The 15,532-nt window shown below is 64.4% G+C and carries 17 protein-coding genes; 3 read left to right on the forward strand and 14 right to left on the reverse strand.

Annotated elements, in window-relative coordinates:
* Positions 1–185: 185 nt before the first annotated feature.
* The 7 genes from pal to tolQ form a co-directional block, all read right to left on the reverse strand.
* Positions 186–686 (reverse strand): peptidoglycan-associated lipoprotein Pal, encoded by a 501-nt coding sequence (pal, locus tag RPC_RS23810; RefSeq protein WP_011475147.1) that lies wholly within the window; start codon positions 684–686, stop codon positions 186–188.
* A 297-nt stretch (positions 687–983) separates the two neighbouring features.
* On the reverse strand, positions 984–1,724 hold the full coding sequence (locus RPC_RS23815) for an N-acyl amino acid synthase FeeM domain-containing protein (protein WP_011475148.1): 741 nt from the start codon (positions 1,722–1,724) through the stop codon (positions 984–986).
* A gap of 154 nt (positions 1,725–1,878) precedes the next feature.
* A complete protein-coding gene (locus RPC_RS23820; RefSeq protein WP_011475149.1) occupies positions 1,879–4,215 on the reverse strand; it encodes a putative bifunctional diguanylate cyclase/phosphodiesterase in 2,337 nt (778 codons plus the stop codon).
* Between the two features lie 206 nt (positions 4,216–4,421).
* Positions 4,422–5,765: a Tol-Pal system beta propeller repeat protein TolB gene (gene tolB / locus RPC_RS23825; RefSeq protein ID WP_041803268.1), complete on the reverse strand. Its 1,344-nt coding sequence runs from the start codon at positions 5,763–5,765 to the stop codon at positions 4,422–4,424.
* A 31-nt stretch (positions 5,766–5,796) separates the two neighbouring features.
* Complete coding sequence (locus tag RPC_RS23830) at positions 5,797–6,741, reverse strand: hypothetical protein (RefSeq protein WP_011475151.1); 945 nt, start codon at positions 6,739–6,741, stop codon at positions 5,797–5,799.
* A gap of 7 nt (positions 6,742–6,748) precedes the next feature.
* Positions 6,749–7,198 (reverse strand): protein TolR, encoded by a 450-nt coding sequence (tolR, locus tag RPC_RS23835; RefSeq protein WP_011475152.1) that lies wholly within the window; start codon positions 7,196–7,198, stop codon positions 6,749–6,751.
* A 34-nt stretch (positions 7,199–7,232) separates the two neighbouring features.
* The gene (gene tolQ, locus RPC_RS23840; RefSeq protein WP_011475153.1) at positions 7,233–7,946 is read right to left on the reverse strand and encodes a protein TolQ; all 714 of its coding nucleotides are present in this window, start codon (positions 7,944–7,946) and stop codon (positions 7,233–7,235) included.
* A gap of 377 nt (positions 7,947–8,323) precedes the next feature.
* Here tolQ and RPC_RS23845 point away from each other — a divergent pair, with 377 nt between their 5' ends.
* Both RPC_RS23845 and RPC_RS23850 read left to right on the forward strand, forming a co-directional pair.
* A complete protein-coding gene (locus RPC_RS23845) occupies positions 8,324–8,554 on the forward strand; it encodes a type II toxin-antitoxin system RelE/ParE family toxin (protein ID WP_011475154.1) in 231 nt (76 codons plus the stop codon).
* 137 nt (positions 8,555–8,691) lie between these two features.
* On the forward strand, positions 8,692–8,994 hold the full coding sequence (locus RPC_RS23850; protein ID WP_011475155.1) for a HigA family addiction module antitoxin: 303 nt from the start codon (positions 8,692–8,694) through the stop codon (positions 8,992–8,994).
* A gap of 87 nt (positions 8,995–9,081) precedes the next feature.
* Here the strand turns inward: RPC_RS23850 and RPC_RS23855 are convergent, their stop codons facing one another.
* The 5 genes from RPC_RS23855 to RPC_RS23880 form a co-directional block, all read right to left on the reverse strand.
* Positions 9,082–9,552 carry a DUF2852 domain-containing protein gene (locus RPC_RS23855; RefSeq protein ID WP_011475156.1) on the reverse strand — a complete coding sequence of 157 codons (471 nt, stop codon included), beginning with the start codon at positions 9,550–9,552 and terminating at the stop codon, positions 9,082–9,084.
* A 217-nt stretch (positions 9,553–9,769) separates the two neighbouring features.
* The gene (locus tag RPC_RS23860) at positions 9,770–10,480 is read right to left on the reverse strand and encodes a TetR/AcrR family transcriptional regulator (RefSeq protein WP_011475157.1); all 711 of its coding nucleotides are present in this window, start codon (positions 10,478–10,480) and stop codon (positions 9,770–9,772) included.
* A 91-nt stretch (positions 10,481–10,571) separates the two neighbouring features.
* Positions 10,572–10,874: a putative quinol monooxygenase gene (locus RPC_RS23865; RefSeq protein WP_011475158.1), complete on the reverse strand. Its 303-nt coding sequence runs from the start codon at positions 10,872–10,874 to the stop codon at positions 10,572–10,574.
* Positions 10,875–11,216: 342 nt separating this feature from the next.
* Entirely contained in the window at positions 11,217–12,416 is a 1,200-nt protein-coding gene (locus RPC_RS23870) for a multidrug effflux MFS transporter (RefSeq protein WP_011475159.1), read from the reverse strand.
* Positions 12,417–13,148: 732 nt separating this feature from the next.
* Positions 13,149–13,550, reverse strand: a complete 402-nt coding sequence (locus RPC_RS23880; protein WP_011475161.1) for a VOC family protein — start codon at positions 13,548–13,550, stop codon at positions 13,149–13,151.
* A 294-nt stretch (positions 13,551–13,844) separates the two neighbouring features.
* On the opposite strand from RPC_RS23880, the gene RPC_RS23885 reads away from it, so the two are divergent.
* Complete coding sequence (locus RPC_RS23885) at positions 13,845–14,558, forward strand: Crp/Fnr family transcriptional regulator (RefSeq protein ID WP_011475162.1); 714 nt, start codon at positions 13,845–13,847, stop codon at positions 14,556–14,558.
* Between the two features lie 109 nt (positions 14,559–14,667).
* Here RPC_RS23885 and RPC_RS23890 read toward each other — a convergent pair whose 3' ends face one another.
* Together RPC_RS23890 and RPC_RS23895 are read right to left on the reverse strand one after the other, a co-directional pair.
* Positions 14,668–15,051 (reverse strand): cell division protein ZapA, encoded by a 384-nt coding sequence (locus RPC_RS23890; protein WP_011475163.1) that lies wholly within the window; start codon positions 15,049–15,051, stop codon positions 14,668–14,670.
* Positions 15,048–15,362 (reverse strand): DUF4164 domain-containing protein, encoded by a 315-nt coding sequence (locus tag RPC_RS23895; protein WP_011475164.1) that lies wholly within the window; start codon positions 15,360–15,362, stop codon positions 15,048–15,050. Before RPC_RS23895 ends, RPC_RS23890 begins: the two co-directional genes overlap by 4 nt.
* Between the last annotated feature and the right edge of the window lie 170 nt (positions 15,363–15,532).

A 15,532-nucleotide genomic window follows, 5' to 3' on the forward strand; every position in this document is an offset into this window, starting at 1 on the left:
GCCTGACGATTGGGTCTTGCGTGCTATCAGAACCGCAGCACATTGAGGTTTGGACTACGCCAAAAGTGTGACTGGAGCAAAGCCGAAAGCCAAGTCGAATCCAAGTTCGAATCCAAATTCGAATCCAAGTCGAAAAAAAACCGGCGCCCGAAGGCGCCGGCAGATTTCAATCGAGGCGAAGCGCCTTAGGAACCGGCGTTGAGCACGGTGACGGCCCGGCGGTTCTGCGACCAGCACGAGATGTCGTTGCACACCGCGACCGGGCGCTCCTTGCCGTAGGAGATGGTACGCATCCGCGAGGAATCGATGCCGCGCGAGGTGAGATAGGTTCGCACCGACTGGGCGCGCCGCGCGCCGAGCGCGATGTTGTATTCGCGGGTGCCGCGCTCGTCGGCATGACCTTCGATGGTGAAGGAATAACGGTTGTAGCTCTGCAGCCACTGCGCCTGCTTATCCAGCGTGGCGATCGCCTGCGGCGACAGATCGGTCTGGTCGCTCTCGAAGAACACCCGGTCACCGACGTTGACCACGAAGTCCTGTTGGCTGCCCGGCGTGGCCGCACCGGCCAACGAGCCATCGGCCCCGCCGCCCAGCGGGTTCTTGTTGGCGCAGGCCCCCATGGAGAGCGCCACCGCGAGCACCGCGGCCAGTTTAAATCCCTGGAGGATTCGCATTTGCTGATTCATTCCGGAGCCTCCACGCTCGCGTTTGTCCGACTGGCCCCCGGTCTACAGGGCGATGGTTAAGCGAACGTTCCGTCAACCTTGATGAGTGGTTGCCGGACCCGTTCAAATGCCAGCAGTTAGCGAATTGCGCCCGCATGGTTAATGCGAGGTAAATGTGGCGCGATGGTGAATGTGGCCGGCCAAGGCAGGCTTGCCGGGGCTTTTCGCGCCGAGTGTTGCCGTGGCGCACGGCTGCGGCGGCAGCCGCCGCGGCGACACCCGCCACGACGGCGGCTGGCTCGGCCGCAGCGCGGCGGATCAGGCCCGCGAGACGATCGAAGGGCTCTCGACCGGGAATTCCGTCAGATGCAGCGACGGCGAGGCGCTGTGACTGCGTTCGAAGATCTGGCGGCGCTCGGCGGCGGTCGAGCGCAGGAACGGATAGCGCGCGAACACTTTGCCGTGCAGCGCGGGAAAATCGATCACCATCAGGCTGATCGGCTTGGTCAGCCCGGGATATTGCCGCGGCGGGCACACCGTCTGCATGAAGGCCTTGCGATAGAACGCCTGATGTTCGGCGCGCACCGAGGCGTAGCCAAGATGCGCCTCGAAATGCTCGCAGGCCACATAGGCCAGCCGCAGCGTCATGTAGGGCAATTCGGGAAAGCGATGGGCGCGCTCCGGATCGCCGACGAAGCGGGTCGGATCGACGATGATGTGGCCCTTGTCGAGTTCCGGTTGCAGCAGGTCGGCGAACACATCCATCGACGGGCAGACCGGATTGTCCCGGGTCGCCACGGTGATGCGCAGCGAACTGGTCAACTGCCCCTCCAGATAGACGCCGACGATCCAGGAATTGTCGAGATCGTCGTAGCGGTCGGTGATGATGCCGCTGCGATTCGGCTCGATGGTGCCTTCTTTCAGATAGGCGCGGTAGCGCAGCCGGTAGATCGCCTCTTTGTCGGCGTCGCTCTCGGCCAGCCGGTAGTCGACCTTGTCGAGCAACTGCAGGGCGCCAGAAGGGCCGCCGGGTTTTTGTTTGTGTTGAGCGGAACTCATTCCGGGACTCCTCGCGACGCAACCTAGGACAATTACGAGGTTAACGCTTTATGAATGTCGGGGCAAAAACATCGAGACATTAGGGTTAACCAAGACAATTGTGCCGACCTCGGCGTCCCCGGCGGCGATCATTGGCGAGACGCGGCGGAGGGATTCAGGCGATCGAGCGCGCGGCCCGCGCCTGGACGTGGGTGTCGCTCTGGCTGCCGTGCGAGGCGGCCAACAGCTGCCGGACCTGGGCGGCCGGCACCGGACGGCTGAACAGATAGCCTTGCGCCTCGGTCACGGTGCCGTCGGCGCTGATCAATTCCAGCTGCTCGTTGGTTTCGATGCCCTCGACCACCACCGACATGCCGAGATCGGCGGACAGCCGCGCCACGCCGCGCAGCAAGGTCAGCGGCCGATCGGCGTCGATGCCTTCGAGGAACGAACGGTCGATCTTGACCTTCTGCAGCGGGAAATTGTGCAGATAGCTCAGGCTGGAATAGCCGGTGCCGAAATCGTCGAGCGCGATCCGCACCCCGGCGGCGTGCAATTGCGACAGCGCGTCGAGCGTCCACTGGGTGTTGCGCAACAGCGAGGATTCGGTGATCTCGATTTCCAGCCGGTTCGCCGGCAAGCCTGAGACCTCGAGCGCGTAGCGCACCTCGTTCATCACGTCGCGCTGATGGAACTGCTGCGAGGAGAAGTTCACCGCGATGCTGACGGCGTCCGGCCATCGCATGCATTCCATGCAGGCCTTGCGCAGAATCCAGCGGCCGAGATCGACGATCAGCCCCATCTCCTCGGCCACCGGAATGATATCGACCGGCGACACCGTGCCGCGCACCGGATGATTCCAGCGCAGCAAGGCTTCGCAGGTGGAAATCCGGCCGGTCTTCAGGTTGACCAGCGGCTGATAGTAGATCTCGAACTCTTCGTTCGCCAGCGCGCGGCGTAGGTCGAGTTCCATGATCCGCCGCGACTCCACGGTGTGCGCCATCTCCTCGCGGAAGAAACAGAACGTGCCGCGGCCATCGGCCTTGGCGCGATACAGCGCCATGTCGGCATTCTTCAACAGCACGTCGGCCTTGACGCCGGGCGCGGTCACCGCGATGCCGATCGAAGCGCCGATTTCGACCACGTGGTGATCGATCAGATAACGCTCGCTCAGCCGGTCGACGATCCGCCGGGCCAGCAAGGCGGAATCTTCCTTGGACGCGATGTGTTGCTGGAACACGACGAATTCGTCGCCGCCGAACCGCGCCACGAAATCTTCCGGCCGCAGCATCTCGCGCAGCCGGTCGGCCACGTCGCACAACAACTGGTCGCCGCAGGGATGACCGAGCGTGTCGTTGACCTGCTTGAACTGGTCGAGATCGATGAACAACAGCGCCGAGGGCCGCGTCTCGGCGTGGCCGTGCACGGCCATCAGCAGCCGTTCGATCTCGTCGCGGAAGTTCACCCGATTGGGCAGCCCGGTCAGTTCGTCGTAGCGGGCGAGATGGATGATTCGCGCCTCGGCGCTGCGCCGCTCGGTGATGTCCTCGACCAGCACGACGGTGCCGCCGTCGATCATCGGCTGGAACGTCCAGCAGAAGGCGTGGGCGTCGGTGGTTTCGGAATCCACCGTGATGATCTCGCCGGCGATGGCGTTTTCGATTTCCGACACGATCATTCGGCCGCTCGACGGCGAAATCGTCCCGGCGGCGACGCAAGCGGCGAGAATGTCCGAGGCGCTGCCGCTGCGGTGCATGAAATCGTGCGGCAACCGCATCATGTCGGCGAACCGCTGGTTCATCACCGCGAGTCGGCTATCGCTGCCGCTGAACATGCACAGGCCGTGCGGCATGTTGTTGAGCGCGGTGTCGAACTGGGTGGCGATCGCGGCCTCGCGCTCGCGGGCAATCCAGGCGTTCAGGTAGATCCGCTGCAGGCTCGAGGTGAGATGCCGGATCGCGACGAAGAACACGATGCTGAGCAGCGCCAGCGCGAAATGATAGGCGCCGCCGACGAACATCAGCGCCAAGATCAGCGGCCCGCAGCCGAGCAGCACCTGCAAATGAAAGATCCGCGGCCGTCCAAACGTTCGGCCGACGCCGGCCGAGGTGTAGGCCACCACCGTGGTGACGCAGAGCATGTGCGCGGCGGCGTCGCTGGTCCGCAACAATACCGTGGCGCTCCAAATCCCCAAGGCGATGCCGTAAACGATCGCGCCGACCCGGTAGCGTTGCTCCCAGTTCACCGCCTCGGCGGCTGACAGCGGCGCGTTACGTTGCTTGTAGCGGTACATCTGAAATGCGCGGGCGATGCCCACCGCGACGAACAGCGGCACGCAGAGCCAGATCGGAATGTCGCCGGTGACCGCTCCGATCACCGCCCCGGCGATTGCAGGGCCGAACGCGCCAAAGATCATCGGCAGCGGATTCATGAAGAGCGAATCCACCATCCCGGCGTAGATCGACGGGGACATTTGCTGATCGATGTCCCGGCTAGATGGGGCAAGCTGCATTGGGTGCGCGACCCTCCGTTTAGAGGTCAATTTTTACCCAACTCAAGTGAAGCCTTTCTGAGGGAATATCCTTTCCGAAACCTTTCGGACGTCGCGTAGACCGGGTTTTCGGCTATGATTTCAGGCAACTAGGCAAGGCTTGCCGACCGCTTCCCGCGGCGGCTGCACGAGTTCAACCCCTCGTTGTTGACGGATTATTAACCTGTTCAGGACAGCAGCGGCGACCACGCCGGGTCGGAGGCGAAGCCCGGGGTCGGCACCTTCTGTTCGTTGCGGCCGGAGATATCGACCGTGAACAACGAGGGACCGCCATTGCCGCCGGGGTCGCGGAAGAACATCAGCACGCGGCCGTTCGGCGCAAACGTCGGGCCCTCGTTGTGATAGCCGGAGGTCAGCAGCCGCTCGCCGGAGCCGTCGGGCTTCATGATGCCGATCGAAAACTGCCCACCGCCCTGCTTGGTGAAGGCGATGTAGTCGCCGCGCGGCGACCACACCGGGGTCGAATAGCTGCCCTCGCCGAACGAAATCCGCTGCGCGCCGCCGCCGCCGGCGGGCATCACATAGATCTGCGGCTTGCCGCCGCGATCGCTCTCGAAGCAGATCTTGCTGCCGTCCGGCGCATAGGACGGCGAGGTGTCGATCGCCGGCGTATCGGTCAGCCGGGTGGTGGACTTGGAGCGCAGATCCATCACGAACAGGTTGGAGTTGCCGCCCTGCTGCAGGCTCATGATGACGCGCTGGCCGTCCGGCGAAAACCGCGGCGAAAACGACATGCCGGGAAAATTGCCGACGATCTCGCGCTGCCCGGTCTCGATGTTGAACAGATAGACCCTGGGGTCGCCCTGGCCGAATTCCATATAGGTGATCTCTTGGGTCGACGGCGAGAACCTCGGCGTCAGCACCAGATCGGCGCCGCGGGTCAGATAGCGCACATTGGCGCCGTCCTGATCCATCAAGGCCAGCCGCTTGACGCGGCGTTCCTTGGAGCCGGTCTCGTCGATGAACACCACACGGCTGTCGAAATAGCCCTTCTCGCCGGTCAGCCGCTCGTAGATCTGATCGGAGATGATATGGGCGATGCGCCGCCAATATTCCGGCGAGGTGAAATATTGCTGGCCGGTGAGTTGCTGGCCGGCCGCCACATCCCACAGCCGGAACTCGGCTTTCAGCCGGCCGTCGCCCTGCTTGGTCATGCGGCCGGTCACCAGCGCCTGGGCGTTGATGGTCTTCCAGCTCTGAAACTGCGGCGGGGTGTCGATATTGCTGATCCGCTCGATGAAGGCCGCCTGATCGATCGGCGCGAACAGCCCGCTGCGCTTCAGGTTGTTGGTGATCACCTGGGCCACGCCAAGGCCGACCTCGTTGTCGGCCGGCGTGCCGGCGACGAAATTCGGAATCGCGATCGGCATCGGGGCGACGTTGCCCTCGGTGATCTGCAGCCTGGTCTGCGCCTGCGCGCCACCGGGCAGCAGCAAGGCGGCGGCGGAGCCGGCGCCGCCGAGCAAGGCCTGGCGACGGCTCAGCGGCAGAGCGGGAAGACGGGACGACATCACGGACATGGCTGACTCACTTCAAAATTCATTAGCTGCGAAACATCTGGCGCGGATCGAAAGTCACGATCATGTCTTTCCACTGATCGTAGGTGCCGGCCTGCAGCATGTCGTAAGGCTGGCCCTGCAGCACCGCGCGCATCGCGGCGTCCGCGGCCGCCTGGTAGCGCGGCGAGGAGCCGCGCGAGACGATCTCCGGCGGGGCGGCGAGCCGCCGCTCCGGGGTCAGCCGGATCCGGATGTCCACGATCAATTCTTCAGGCCGCTCGGTGCCGGCCTGCACGTTCCACAATTGCGTTAGCCGGGCGCGAAGCGCGTCGAGCTCGGATTGCGACAGCGTCGCCGCGGTGCCGCGCGAGGAGCCAAGCGAGGCCTGCGAATTCAAGGCGGCGCCGGTCGCGGCCTGCCGGGTCGGATCGCGCTTGTCGAGCAGGGCTGCGATCTTCGACTGGTCGAAGGTGCGCTCCTGCTTCGGCTTCGGCGGCGGTGCCGGCGCGGCCTTGGCCTCGGGCTTGGGCGGCGGCTTCTTGCTCTCGTCCTTCTTCAGCGCCTCGGCGATGCTGTCGGGCTTCGGCGGATCGGGCTTCTTCTCGATCGGCTTCGGCTCGGCCTTGGGCTTTTCCTCGGCCACCGGCTTCGGCGGATCGGGCTTTTTCTCGACCGGCTTTTCCGCCGGCTTCGGCGGCGGGGTCGGCGCCACCGCGGTTTCGATCGGCGGTTTTTCGCTGATCTTGCCGACCGGATCGTCGACCGGCTTGGCGTCGGCGATCTTCTCGACCAAAGGCTTCGGCTTGTCCTTGGCGCCGGTCTTGCTGCCGGCGGTGATCTGCGACAGCTGATCGGAGGAGATGATATCCACCGGCATCGATTCCGGCGGCGGCGCTTCCAGCGAGCGAGCCGAAAAAGACACGAGGCCGTACCCGATCACGAGAACGTGCAGGGCAACCGACGCCAGCAGTGTCTTATCGACCTTCACCAAGGGCCTATCCCTGATCCACTTCGGTCACCAGCGCCACCCGCCGGAACCCGGCCGCCGACAGCCGGCCCATCACCTTCATCACCGTGCCGTAGTCCACCTTCTTGTCGCCGCGCACGAAGATCCGCTCGTCCAGACCGCTGCGCGCTTCGGTGATCGCCTTCAGCTTCGGCACCAGCTCTTCGAGTCCGATCTCGGTCTCGTTGAGGTATACTTGGCCCTTCAAATTAACCGACAGCGTCAGCGGATTCTTGTCCTGGTCGAGGCTCTTGGCCTGGGTCTGCGGCAGATCCAGCGGCACCCCCACGGTGAGCATCGGCGCCGACACCATGAAGATGATCAGCAGCACCAGCATGACGTCGACCATCGGCGTCACGTTGATCTCGGCCATGACCCCGGCGCGACGCCGGCCGCGCCGTCCGCCGCCGCCTCCCGATCCCGCCGAATTCATCCCCATGATCTGCTACTCGCTGCTCGTCGCCGCCGGATGATCACGCGCGCTCGTCGATCTGGCGCGACAGGATCGCGGAAAACTCGTCGGCGAAGCCTTCCAGCCGCTGCGCCTGGCGGTTCACCTCGGAAGCGAACTTATTATAGAAGATAGTCGCCGGAATGGCGGCGATAAGGCCGATCGCGGTGGCGAACAGCGCCTCGGCGATGCCGGGGGCGACCACCGCCAACGAGGTATTCTTGGATGCCGCGATCGACTGGAAGCTCGACATGATGCCCCAGACGGTGCCGAACAGGCCGACGAACGGGCCGGCCGAGCCGACCGTCGCCAGCACCAACAGCCGGCGCTCCAGCCGTTCGACCTCGCGGGCGATCGAGACGTTCATCACCTTTTCGATGCGCATCTGCAACCCGGCAAAGGAGCGCGCCTGGCTCTCGAACGAGCGTTTCCACTCCCGCATCGCCGCCACGAAACACGCCGCCATCGATTGCGTCGGCTTGGCCGACAGCGCGCGATACAGCTCATCGATCGATTCGCCGGACCAGAACGCCTGCTCGAAACGGTCCATCGCCCGCTTGGTGCGGGAGTAGAGCAGCATCTTGTCGATGGCGATCGCCCAGACCCAGACCGAACAGCCGAGCAGCCCCAGCATCACGGCCTTGACGACCCAATGGGCCTGCAGGAATAGAGCAATCAGCGAGACGTCGCTGGAGGCCAGCGGCAAGGCTGACTGCGCCACTTCGGCGGGATTCATCGAAAGGTCCTCTCAAACACACGTGCCGGATCGGCTGCGGCTTGCGGTCGCCGGTTCCGCGGCGACCGGCCGCCGGGCGAAACGCCGGTGCCAAAGCCTTGAGTGTCGCAGGGGAGAGCCCGTCCGAAGCCGTGCTGTGCATCCCCTGTCAACGTGTCAAAACGAGGGCTATCGACGCGTCGGCCCTGCTCTAACCAAACGCTAATCTTGGTTAAGGCCAAGTTACCGGAGCCCAGTCTATCGCAGGAATGTGAGAAGAATCAGAACCCTCGCGCTCCGCTGGAAATCCGCTTGACGTACAGCGTAGGTTTTCTATACTTCCCCGGCATGATCTTGAGCTTTCGCGACGAACCGCGGCCTTTGCCAAAGGCGAATTCGTGCGAGAGTTTCAAAGTTTCGATCGGCAAGGCTGGAAACGCCTTGAGATCCTCGACGCCGCGATGTCGCTGGCCGATTTGGCGGGGTTACCGAGCAATCGTCTGGAAGCTCTGAAGGGCGACCGCGCCGGCCAATATTCGGTGCGGATCAACCAGCAATGGCGGATTTGCTTCGAATGGGCGGCATCGGCGCGCGGCCCGTCGCATGTCGAGATCGTGGATTATCACTAGAGCATGATCCCGAAAAGTGGATACCGGTTTTCGGAAAAGATCATGCTCAATCAAAAAACGAGAGCAGGATGACGATTCGAAGAAACGTCATCCTGCTCTAGTCTGGATTTTCACTGAGCACATCGAAGGCTCCGATCATGGCAAGACCCGCGATCCATCCCGGCGAGATCCTCGCCGACGAACTCAGCGAACTGCAGGTTTCGCCAACAGAGTTGTCGCGACAGATCGCGGTGCCGGCGAATCGAATCTCGCAGATCATTCAGGGTAAGCGTGCCATCACCGGCGATACCGCGCTACGTCTCGGCCATTGGTTTCAGACCAGCGCGCAATTCTGGCTCAATCTGCAAAGCGCCTACGATCTGCGCCTCGCGGCCAATGCGGTCGGCGACGAGGTCGCGCGTCTCCCCACCAAGTCCGGCAGGTCGATCGCCGGCACGTAGCAAAAAACCGCCCGCCTGTGAGACAGGCGGGCGGCGGAGGCTCGACGTTGGGGGGCGCCGAGCCCCGCAGGCTCAGCAGCAATCGGCTCAGGCTTGCGGCTGGCCGTCGGTCGACGGGTTGGGACGCGGGCGGTGCTGCGCCATGAACTGGTCGAACTCGGCCTTGTCCTTGGCCTGACGCAGCCGCTCCAAGAAGTCCTTGAACTCGGTCTGCTCTTCCTCGAGCCGGCGCAGCGTGGCCTCACGATATTCGTCGAAGGCGCGGTTGCCGCTGGACGGCGGGCCGAAACCGAAGCCGCTGCGGTCCATCCGGCCGCGCATCCGCTCCATCTTGTCCTGCATCCGCTCCATCTTGTGCTGAAAGCGGTTGGAATCCCAGCAACCCATTTTTCTGCTCCCGAGAGTGAAGAAGAGAAGTGCGAGGCCGATCGGCCACCAGATGATGAAACCGAGCACGGTCACGATGATCCAGCCCGGATGCCACGGCGACCGCGACATCGGCGGGTAGCGTTCGTCGGCGGATCCGCCCCAACGATTGAGATCTGCGGCGTTAGCCATTTGCCTCTCTCCATGACGGCACCATGCCGTTGTGAATGTAAATAACATTTACATAACTAAACGGTCTCGCGGATTTGTCAAGATGGCGGGATTCCAGTTCAGGTTGCTCACGAAAACTTGTGACCACGACCCACCGCGACCTTAATGAGGTAAGCGCGCGGCCATGGTGATCCGATGGCGATCACGGGCGGCGCGCTGCGGCAAAGCGGCGCGGCGATCAGCGCGCCGGCTTGCCCCACGGCCCGGCCGGCTTGTCATCGTCTTGCGGTTTCGGCTGCGCCGCGCCGATCTCGGGCGAGAAACCGAGCCCGCGCAGATAGATCAAAACGCCGGCTTCCAGCAGGTCTTCCGGGGTCATCGGCAGTTTGCGCCGCGCCGCGTCGCCACGTCCGAACAGTGACGCCACGCCATGCGCCAGCGACCAGATATGCAGCGCCATCATCAAGGCCGGCGGCCGCGGCACGCCGGGCGGGGTCAGCGCCGCGAGCCGTTCTGCGGCAGCGCGAATCACGCCGAAGGCGCGCTCCGACGCCGCCATCAGCGTCGGATTGAGATCGACCGGGACGCCGGATTCGAACATCGCCGAATAAAACGCCGGCTCGTTGCGGGCGAACGCCAGATAGGCCTTGCCGACCCGCTCGAACGCCGAGACGGTGTCCGGGCGGCCATCGTCCCAGGCCGCGGTCAACACCGCTTCGAACTGCTCGAAGCCGCGCTGCGCCACGCTCGACAACAGCTCATCGCGATCGCGGAAATGCCGATACGGCGCCGCCGGGCTGACCCCGGCCATCCGCGCGGCGTCGGCAAAGGTGAAGCCGCCCGGGCCCTTTTCGGCGATCAGCCCGAGCGCCGCCTGCAGCAGCGCTTCTTTGAGATTGCCGTGATGATAGCCGCGCTCCGGGCGCCGTGGTTCTTTCCGCCAGCTCATGTGAAGGGCTTTTACATGAGCCGCGCGGAAAGGTCACGCCTTGTCGATCGCTATTCCGCCCGCTGCGGCAGCAGCTTCGACGCGTGCCGCATCATCCCAGTGATTTCAGGATGGTCAGCGAAGGAGCCCCGCGCAACATCGCCATCTGGCTGTCGAGCCCCTCCCGGCTGCCGGTCATGTGCTCGCGGAAGGCCGCTTCGCTTTCCCACTCCTGTAGGCTGTAGAAGCGTCCGGGCTCACTGGCATGCTCGAATATCTGCGCGCTGCGGATGCCCGGCTTGTGCGAGGTCTTGATCGTGTGGACGAAGGTCTCCCGGATCTGGTCTTCATGTCCGGCGACCGCCTGAATCTCAATCAAAACAAATACGTGGTCCATCCTCTTGCCTTCATCCATATCACTGCCCTTGCGTTGTTGGCTGCAAGCGGAAAGGGCAAGCGCGACGAGCGCTCCGGCCGAGACGCTTACGGAACTGGGTCGATCGTAACACGCGGCGCCAAGCTTCTTGCCGCGAATATCGGCAGCTTGTCCGAGTAGTTCGGAGCGGTGAGGCCGATAGTTCAGAACGCATCTGAACGGTTCGGTTGTTCGAGCAAGACAAAAACCCTCCACTATAAGCCCGCAATCTGCCCGCTTGAGATTGCCTGCTCAATGGCCGGGCCTCACAACCTCTCAACTTACCTGTCCCGTCATCGACAAGCTTCCCCTCGCCCGGGCACGATGCAACGATGGAGGCCCTTACTCCGCCGGCTGCGGCAGCGGCTCACGCCGGCGCAGCGTGGCCAGCGTGACGCCGAGCGCCGTGCAGGCGGCGACCGCGATTCCTGCCACCATCGGCAGCGCGGTGCCGTTTTCGAACAGGCTGATCAACGCGATCAACGCGGCGCCGATCAGCATCTGCAGCGTCGCCGACAGCGCGGAAGCGGCGCCGGCGATCGGACCGTGGCTTTCCAGCGACAGCACCATGGTCTGCGGCAACGCCACGCCGAGGCAGCCGAAGATCACGAACAACATCGCCATCAACACCGCGAACTGATCGACCCCGGACAAGGTCAGCGCCAGCAGCAGCAGCGCGAAGCCGGCGTAGAGCGACACCGCGATGATCACCACGCGGCGCATGCCAAGCCGCGCGCCGAGCGGCGCGGCGAATTGCGAGGCGCCGATGAAGCCGATCGCGTTCAGCGCGAAAGCCAGGCTGTATTGCGTCGGCGTCAGGTCGAAATGGCCGATATAGATGAACGACGAGCCGGCCAGGAAGCTGAAGAAGCTCGCCATGCCGAACCCGCCGATCAACACCAGCCCCACGAACTGTCGGTCGCGCAACAGCACCGCGAAGTTGCCCATCACCGGTCCGACCCCGCCCTTGCTGCGATGCGCGATCGGCCGGGTCTCCGGCAGCAACAGCCCGACCAGCAGCAGACCGAGCAGCGCGGCGATCGTCATCGCCACGAACACCGCGCGCCAGCCGACCAAGCCGATCAACGCGCTGCCGAACAGCGGAGCCAATAGCGGCGAGACGCCGAACACCAGCATCACCATCGCCATCAACCGGGTGGCCTCCGCACCGGTATGCAGGTCGCGGATGATGGCGCGGGGGATCACCGTGACCGCCGCGGCGCCGACGCCCTGCAGCACTCTTGCGGCGATCAACCAGCCGATCGAGGGCGCCAGCGCGCCGCCGATCGCGCCCAGTGCGAACAGCGAAAGCCCGAGATAGAGCGGCGGCTTGCGGCCGACCATGTCGGAGATTGGACCGTATAAGATCTGGAACACGCCGAACGCCAGGAAGTACACCGTCAGCGACAATTGCGCGGCGGCGGTCGAGGCGTTCAGATCGGCTGCGATCGAGGGCAGCGCCGGCAGATACATGTCGATGGCGAACGGTCCGACCGCCGACAGCAACCCGAGCACCACAGCATTCCTGGCAAAGCTGCTCATCGGTTGTTCCTGTGTCGGCGATACTCGGGCTACAGCGCAACGCCGCGAGCCCGAGGGCTGTTCCATCACCGGAACAGTTTTTGCCGCGAAGCGTGACACCGCGGCGTCAGGATATTGAGACGTTCGCTCGTGATGACACGGGGCGCACTCACACCGCACGCCGACTGATCGTTTCAACACCACGCCGGCTGACTAACTCGCACAGAGTCGTCATCCTGAGGCGCCCGAGCGGAGCGAGGGCCTCGAAGGATGCGGCGGCTAACGACGCGGCCGCGCTGACCTGCAGTACCGCCGTGCCTGCGGTCCATCCTTCGAGACGCCCGGCGTCGCGCTACGCGCTCGCCGGGCTCCTCAGGATGACGGCGCGCTGGAGGCGGATTCGGAATCAGGCCGCGCGACGCCGCAGCGAGACATCAGGCGTAGTCACCAGGCGTCGTAATAGATCGTTGGCATAAAGGAATTGAACGCTCGTTGGCAATGAACCACTGTTCCGGGATCCGATACATCACGCAAAGCGCCGTCATCCTGAGGCGCCCGAGCGGAGCGAGGGCCTCGAAGGATGCGGCCGCAAACGACGCGGCCGCAGCTGACCTGCAGCACCGCCGTGCCCGCGGCCCATCCTTCGAGACGCCCGGCGTCGCGCTACGCGCTCGCCGGGCTCCTCAGGATGACGGCGCGCTGGAGGCGGATTCGGAATCAGGCCGCGCGACGCAGGATGACGGGGCGTAGCACCTAATCGCAGTTGATCATCCACGGAATCCCGAAGCGATCGATGCACATGCCGAAGCGCTTGGCCCAGAAGGTCGGCGCGATCGGCATCTTGATCACTCCACCGTCCGCCAGCGCGGCGAACACCTGCTCGGCGCGGGCCGGCTCCTCGACATTGAGCGAAACCGAGAAGCCCGCGGGCCTCTCCGCCGTGCCGGGCGGCGCGTCGGAGGCCATCAGCACCTCGCCGTCGATCGACAGCCGCGCGTGCATGATCTTCTTCACCCAATCCGCCGGCACGTGCTGAGCGGCGGGAGTGCCCTCGTGGGTCAGCATCGCCTCGATCACCCCGCCCAGCACGCGGGCGTAATAATTGAAGGCTTCCTCGCAGTTGCCGGCGTAGAACAGATAAGGATTGACCTGCATCGTTGGACTCCTCGGCCGATCGGATCACGGCGATCTGGATTTTGGCGAAGACGCGCTGATCGGCAAGCCTCGCCGCCGATCTCGGCGCGACTACACGATCGAGTTATGTCGAGGTGTACGGCGCAACTGGCCGCAGGCGACAGGCGTATCTTCTTTGGGATGTCCGGAATCGGACAGAACGGGGGAAAGTTTTCGGTTTATCTGTGATTTAGGGAGCTTACCCCTCATAGTCGCGGTCTGGGATTGATGAAAACAACGAATCAGGAGCGGCAGAACGCTCCAAGGGAGGATTTAATGGGCTCGGTGAACCAGTCACCAAATGAGTTCCTCGCTGCGCTCCCGCTCGACGATTTTGAACTGCTGCTGCCCTATCTGCGATCCGTGGACCTGAAGCTCGGCGAGGTGCTGGTCGAGGCCGGCACGCTGCTGACCAAGGTGTACTTCCCGCATAGCGGCATCATCTCCAAGATCATCAGCTTCGCCGAGGGTGAGAAGATCGACGTGGCGATGATCGGCCGGGAAGGCGTGTTCGGCGGGTCCAGCACGCTCGGCGGCGCGATTTCATCCATGGGCGGCGTGGTGCGATTTCCCGGACGGGCGTCGATGATCTACGCCGCGCATTTCCATAAGGTCATGAACCGCAGTCCGCGCTTACGCGCCGCATTGCAGCACGCGCAACGCGCCCAGGCGATGCAGTCCGAACAGATCGCGGCCTGCAACGCCTCGCATGGCGTGCAAGCCCGGCTGTGCTGGCGCCTGTTGCTGGCGCGGGATCTGGCGCGCAGCGACATCCTGCAGCTCACCCAGGACAGTCTCGCGCATATGCTCGGGGTGCAGCGCAACAGCGTGTCCGCGGTCGCCATCACCCTGCAGCGGGCGGGCATCCTGCGTTACAGCCGTGGCCTGTTGACGATCGTCGACCCCGCCGGGCTGAAGGCCCGCGCCTGCGAATGCCATCAGATGATCAAGGCGCGCAGCGAGGGGCTGAGCATCGCCGAGGCGCTGTGAGGCCACGCGCCCGGCATGGCGACGGCGGAATCGAGCGCCCTCCGCCGCGGGCGCTCGCCGATCGCGCATGATCCTTTGCGAGAACCGGGATCCGAATTAGCGATCATGCTCAGCCGATCGCGATGCCGCCGCCGATGGTGCGGTTGAGCACTTGCGTGGTCTTCTCGATTCGCTCGGCGGCGGAATTCAACGCCGCGACCACCGCGGTCTCGACCACTTTGGCGGCGGCGCCGCCCTGGCGCAGCGCGTCGCGCTCCTGTTCCAGCGCGGTGACGCGGCTTTGCGTGTCGAGCAACTCGTCGGAGACCATCAGCGCGGCCATCACGATCAGCCGGGCGTCGCCGATCTCGCCGAATTTTTCCCGCAGATGCACGATGCGGGCCGCGAGGTCGTCGGCGAGCCGGATCAGCCGCTCCTCCTGGCCCTCCTCGCAGGCCATCCGGTATTGCCGGCCGTTGATCGTGACGTTGACGTGGCTGGTGGCCTCGCTCATGCGGGATCCTCGGCATCGAGCACCGAACGGATGGTGCCGATCGCGGCATCGAGTTTTTCGGCGATCTCGCGGTTGGTGCGTTCCAGCTTGCGCGAGCGGACCAGCGAGCCGTCGAGTTCGTCGGCCAGCCGCGAGCGGTCGATCCCCAGCGCGTGGATCCGCGACGCCAGTTCGTCCTCGTCGCGATCGGCCTCGCTGCGTCGCTCGGCGGCGCTTTCCAGCGCCTCGAGCGCCGCCTGCAGCCGTCGCGTCGCCGCCGCGATGTCCGACGACAGCGTCTGAGCCAGGGAACCGGGTGGGCGATCAGTCATCGCGGCGCGCGCCTTCCTACGAAAGCCTGATAAAAGCGGCGTCTAAGCAAGCCTTTAAGGGGTCAAATTTACGCAGCAACCCAGCCAAGCGCAACGTCATGGCAAAACTATGCACCGCAAACCGGCAACCTGCAGGGTCTGCCGCGGCGATCGCCGGACGCGCGCGAGCC

This window comes from Rhodopseudomonas palustris BisB18 (genome assembly GCF_000013745.1).
Classification (GTDB): Bacteria; Pseudomonadota; Alphaproteobacteria; order Rhizobiales; family Xanthobacteraceae; genus Rhodopseudomonas_A; species Rhodopseudomonas_A palustris_F.